General features: G+C 57.8%; 7 protein-coding genes. All 7 read left to right on the top strand.

What is annotated here, in order from left to right; genetic code table 11:
• A partial coding sequence (locus tag Q0520_RS02675; protein WP_298666252.1) for a type I-E CRISPR-associated protein Cse1/CasA occupies positions 1-585 on the top strand: 585 nt, incomplete at its 5' end.
• Complete coding sequence (casB, locus tag Q0520_RS02670) at positions 582-1097, top strand: type I-E CRISPR-associated protein Cse2/CasB (protein ID WP_298666250.1); 516 nt, start codon at positions 582-584, stop codon at positions 1095-1097. The genes Q0520_RS02675 and casB, both read left to right, overlap by 4 nt.
• Before the next feature lie 10 nt (positions 1098-1107).
• Positions 1108-2250, top strand: a complete 1143-nt coding sequence (gene cas7e, locus Q0520_RS02665; protein ID WP_298666247.1) for a type I-E CRISPR-associated protein Cas7/Cse4/CasC — start codon at positions 1108-1110, stop codon at positions 2248-2250.
• Positions 2237-2998, top strand: a complete 762-nt coding sequence (cas5e, locus tag Q0520_RS02660) for a type I-E CRISPR-associated protein Cas5/CasD (protein ID WP_298666244.1) — start codon at positions 2237-2239, stop codon at positions 2996-2998. The genes cas7e and cas5e overlap by 14 nt, the downstream gene beginning before the upstream one ends.
• The gene (gene cas6e / locus Q0520_RS02655; RefSeq protein ID WP_298666242.1) at positions 2995-3681 is read left to right on the top strand and encodes a type I-E CRISPR-associated protein Cas6/Cse3/CasE; all 687 of its coding nucleotides are present in this window, start codon (positions 2995-2997) and stop codon (positions 3679-3681) included. The genes cas5e and cas6e overlap by 4 nt, the downstream gene beginning before the upstream one ends.
• 9 nt (positions 3682-3690) lie before the next feature.
• Entirely contained in the window at positions 3691-4590 is a 900-nt protein-coding gene (gene cas1e / locus Q0520_RS02650) for a type I-E CRISPR-associated endonuclease Cas1e (RefSeq protein ID WP_298666239.1), read from the top strand.
• Positions 4578-4889, top strand: coding sequence for a type I-E CRISPR-associated endoribonuclease Cas2e (gene cas2e, locus Q0520_RS02645; protein WP_298666238.1), 312 nt, complete (start codon positions 4578-4580; stop codon positions 4887-4889). Before cas1e ends, cas2e begins: the two co-directional genes overlap by 13 nt.
• The last annotated feature ends 132 nt before the right edge of the window (positions 4890-5021 follow it).

The following is a 5021-nucleotide window of genomic DNA, read 5'->3' as shown; positions in this document are numbered from 1 at the left end:
CGTACACCCCCCGGGCGGGTCAGAGAAGTCTTCGCACCCAACGGCAGCAGGCCGCGCCTGTGGGCGTTCGGTTTTGACATGGACAACAAAAAACCCCGCTGTTACTACCAGGGGACAATGCCAATCATCTCGGCAGAAGATGAATCCCAGCCAGAACTGGAAGACCTCGCTGCCAGCATGGTAAAGTCTGCGGCAGAGATGGCAAACAACGTCAGGTGGTGCGTCAAAGTCGCCCTCTTCGACAATCCCGCCGACGTGAAAGGAGACCTCTCTGTGACCACGGCACGCTTCTACCAGGCAACAGAGAGGGACTTCTACCGCTCGCTTGAAGAGGCTGTTACCGTCCTGGGAAAAGGAGGAGATACCATGGCCCTCAGGAAGGAATGGTATAGGATCCTGAAAAGAGAGGGGGAACATCTCTTCGACGAATACTCCCAGATCGACCTCATCGATGAGATCAACGCACGGAGGGCAGTCAACGCGAGGAAGTTGTTGAGAAACCCGTTTTCGAAGGCAAACAAAGCGGCGAGAGGGCACCTGGGGATCCCGGACCCGAAGAAACAGAGAGAGAAGGCGAAAACATGACAGAAGACCAGATACAAAAAACAAGCAGGCGGCAGGACCTGATCAAGAATGCAATGAAGTGGTGGGCAGAAATACAGGATCCAAAACACCGCGGTGACCGGGCAGAACTCCGCAGGTGCCGCGGGCCGGCAGATGTCGCCTTTGTCCCGGCATATTACCGCCTGAAAGCGATGATGCCCGACGACTTAGATGCAGAAAACCTTGCAGTCGTTGCCGGGATACTGTCCCATGTGGATGACCATATTGAGTCCCCGACAACAGCCGAGATCTTCGCCCGCCCGAAAGACGGGGGAACATCACCACGTGTCAGTGACCCCCGGTTCCGTCGTCTCCTGCGGGTGGGCGACTATGACTATCAGGAACTCTACCCGATGCTGACCCGCCTTATTCGCCAGACCGAAAGGAAGGCGCACCTGCCAAGTCTGATCGCAGGGGCATACTGGTGGAACCAGACGACGAAAAGAGCGTGGGCTGAAGAATATTACGAACATATTCCAAAAACTGAAGAATGAGGTGAAAAAAATGTCCGAATTTATCCAGTTGCATATCCTTGCATCGTATCCCCCGTCGAACCTGAACCGCGACGACCTTGGCACACCGAAGACCGCCATGATGGGCGGGGCCAGACGGCTCCGTGTCTCCTCACAGAGCCTGAAAAGAGCGTGGCGTACATCGGAAATATTCCAGGAAGCATTCGCCGGCCACATCGGCATCAGGACAAAAGAGATGGGATGGCAGGTCTACTGTGCCCTTTCGAGCGGAAAGAAACTCGATGCACTCCTGAATGGGGAGAAGGGGGATGTTGTCAGACCGGTCGTAAAAGAGAAAGACGCTATCGCATGGGCACAGAAGATTGCGGGCGTCTTCGGGAAACTGAAGAACCCGAAAAAAGAGAAAGACGAAGAGGGCGATCCCCTGAAGAAAAAGAAAGACTCACTCTGTGTTGAACAGATGGTCCATTTCAGTCCAGAGGAGGTTGCCGCAATAGACGATCTCATCGCCAGACTCGCACAGCAGGGCAGGGAGCCGTCTGAAGAGGACCTTGCACTCCTCAGGAAACAGAGCTCAGCCGTCGACATCGCAATGTTCGGTCGTATGCTCGCATCCAATCCCGCATTCAACAAGGAAGCTGCCGTGCAGGTCGCCCATGCAATCACCGTCCACAAAGTTGCAGTCGAAGATGACTACTTCACAGCCGTCGACGACCTCAACCGCGGTGAGGAGAGCGTCGGTGCCGGACACGTCGGGCAGGCCGAATTTGCGGCAGGTCTCTTTTACGCGTATGTCTGCATCAACCGCGACCTCCTCGTCGAAAACCTCGGCGGCGACGAGAGCCTCGCAGACAGGTCGATCCGGGCCCTCGTGGAGGCCGCGGCGAAAGTCGGGCCAAAAGGCAAACAGAACAGTTTCGCCTCGCGGGCCTACGCTTCCTATCTCCTTGCCGAGCGGGGGAAAGAACAACCGCGGTCCCTTGCCGTAGCCTTCCTGAAACCTGTTGAAGGTGAAGATTACCTGAAATGCGCAATTCTCGCCATGAAAAAGACAAAAGAGAATATGGAAAAGGTCTATGGTTCATGCGCCGATGCCTGTAAAGAAATGAACGCCGTCACCGGGGAGGGAACTCTCGGGGACATCCTTACTTTCGTCGCTGATGACCATGCCTGAGTACCTTGTCTTTCGTCTCTACGGACCGATGGTTTCATGGGGCGGGATCGCGGTCGGGGAGTACAGGCCTGCGGAACGGAGTCCCTCGAAATCAGCAGTCCTGGGCATCGTCGCAGCGGCCCTCGGCATCCGCCGGGACGATACCGCGGGGCAGGCATGTCTGAGAGATGGCTACTTGATGGCGTCAATCACCCATACGAGGGGTACACTCCTTCGCGACTATCACACCACACAGGTCGCCCCCGAGATCGCAAAGAAGCGCCACTGGAGGTTTTTCACGAGAAGAGAAGAGATGAGCATCCCGCGGGACGACCTGAGTACGATCCTTTCGACACGAGAATATCTCTGCGACGTCATCTATACAATATGTCTCCGGGAGGCCGGGGCCAATCCCCCCTACACGCTGGCTGAGATCGCAGAGGGATTGCGGCATCCGGTCTTCGCCCTTTATCTCGGGCGGAAGTCCTGCCCGCTCGCCCTGCCCCTTCAACCACAGGTGGTCAAGGGGGCAAACCTCCGCGAGGCTCTTGAGAAGGTCACCTTCCATGATGATATCTATCTCAGACAGGTTCCCGGAAGAACAGAGACGGGCATTCTCTGCTGGGAGGGGAGTGAAGAGAACGGTTTTGCTACTGGCGCAGAGTACACGGTACCGAGGCGGGATGTACCTCTCGACACGATGAAGAGACTCTTTGCGGAGAGAGATGAGCATGAAGCACGGATAGAGATCCCGGCAGGGGTGAGATGATGCCATTCATCTACAGGATCCGGCTGAAGGGTGACGTGACCCGCTCGCCCGCATTCTGGCGAGCGGTCAGGAACCCCTACGAGGTCCACGCCATGGTCTGGCGTATCTTCTCTGACGGTTCCAGGAAGGACCGGGACTTCATCTACCGCATGGACATGCAGGAGCGTTCCCCCCAGATATATGCCGTATCCACCGCAGAACCCGTGGACCTTGATGGGATCTGGGAGATCGAACAGAAGGAGTACAGGCCCTCTCTCTGGAAAGGGCAGCGGCTAGGTTTCACCCTCCGGGCCAACCCGATCCGGACAAAGAGGGATGAAAAAGGCAACCAGCACAGGCATGACGTGGTGATGGACGCAAAGGCCCTGCTTGAACAGTCTGGATGTCCGCCAGAGGCCAGACCGACAGAGGCTATGCTCATCCAGAGAGAGGGAAATGCCTGGCTTGCTTCCCGGGCTGATAGGCTCGGATTTTCCATCGATGAAGGATTGATCAGAGCTGATGGCTACCGGCAGCACCGTTTCAGGAAGTGGAATAATGGTGCAAAGGTGACGATCAGCACCATCGACTTCACCGGTGTCCTGACTGTCACAGACCCGGAAAGATTTGAAGAGACGCTTTACTCGGGTGTCGGGCCGGCGAAGAGTTTCGGATGCGGACTCATCCTTGTCCGCCCCCTCTGAGGTATGGGAATGATCCTCCCACCTGTCCGCCCTATTCCCCTGAAAGAACGACTTACCCTCATTTTTCTCGAAAAGGGCGAACTTGATGTCATAGACGGGGCCTTTGTCCTGGTCGATGTGAATGGCATCAGGACTCAGATCCCGGTCGGCGGTGTGGCCTGCCTGATGCTTGAACCCGGGACGCGGGTTTCCCATGCAGCGGTTGTACTGGCGGCGCGGGTCGGTTGCCTGCTCGTGTGGGTCGGAGAGGCGGGGGTTCGCCTCTACTCCTCGGGGAGGCCGGGTGGCGCACGTTCAGACCGCCTCCTGTATCAGGCACAACTCGCTCTCGACGAGGATGCGCGGCTGCGGGTGGTGCGGAAGATGTACGAGGTCAGGTTCGGGGAGGAGGTGCCCGCCAGTTACTCGGTGAACCAACTTCGCGGGATGGAGGGGGCACGGGTGAGACGGATGTACGAGAACCTGGCCAAGCGGTACAGGGTGCGGTGGAACAGGCGGGAGTACGACGCAACCGACTGGGGGAGTGGAGATGTCCCGAACCGGTGTCTCAGTTCAGCGACAGCATGCCTGTACGGGATCTGCGAGGCAGCGGTGCTGGCATCGGGGTATTCGGCGGCGATCGGGTTTATCCACACAGGAAAGCCCCTCTCATTTGTCTACGACATTGCGGACCTGGTCAAATTCGAGACTGTAGTGCCGGCGGCATTTGCAACAGCCGCACGTCACCCGGTCGACCCGGAAAGGGAGACGAGGCTTGCCTGCCGGGATGCATTCCGTTCAAGCAGGTTGCTGGAGCGGGTCATACCCCTCATCGACGAGGTTCTCGCCGCAGGGGGTCTTTCGATCCCGGAAGCCCCGTCCGATGCTCTGCCCCCGGCGATCCCGGAGGAGGACCCGTGGGAACCCTGATAGTCGTCGCCGTCGAGAACGCCCCACCGCGACTGCGGGGCCGTCTCGCCCTCTGGCTCGTCGAGGTGCGGAGTGGGGTCTATGTCGGGACCTATTCGGTGCGGGTGCGGGAGATGATCTGGGATCAGGTCCTGGCCGGCATCGAGGAGGGGAGTGCCGTGATGATCTGGCAGGAGCGTAACGACGCCGGATATGACTTTGTTATGACGGGCGACAACCGTCGCGTGCCAAAAGATATGGATGGCGTAAAGTTCATCTCATTTCTCCCCGAAGAGGGAGGAGAGGATGCAGGACGCTGAATCTCTTCTCCCCGGTTGCCTGAACAGCAGGGATCCTGGACGCAGGGACGTCCGGAAAATGTACATGGAATGAAGTTTCCTTCTCGGGATGATAAGGAGAAGAGTGTTCCCCACGCGTGTGGGGATGAACCG

Source organism: uncultured Methanofollis sp., assembly GCF_937919355.1.
Lineage (GTDB): Archaea > Halobacteriota > Methanomicrobia > Methanomicrobiales > Methanofollaceae > Methanofollis.
This window is presented reverse-complemented; position numbering and strand designations above follow the sequence as displayed.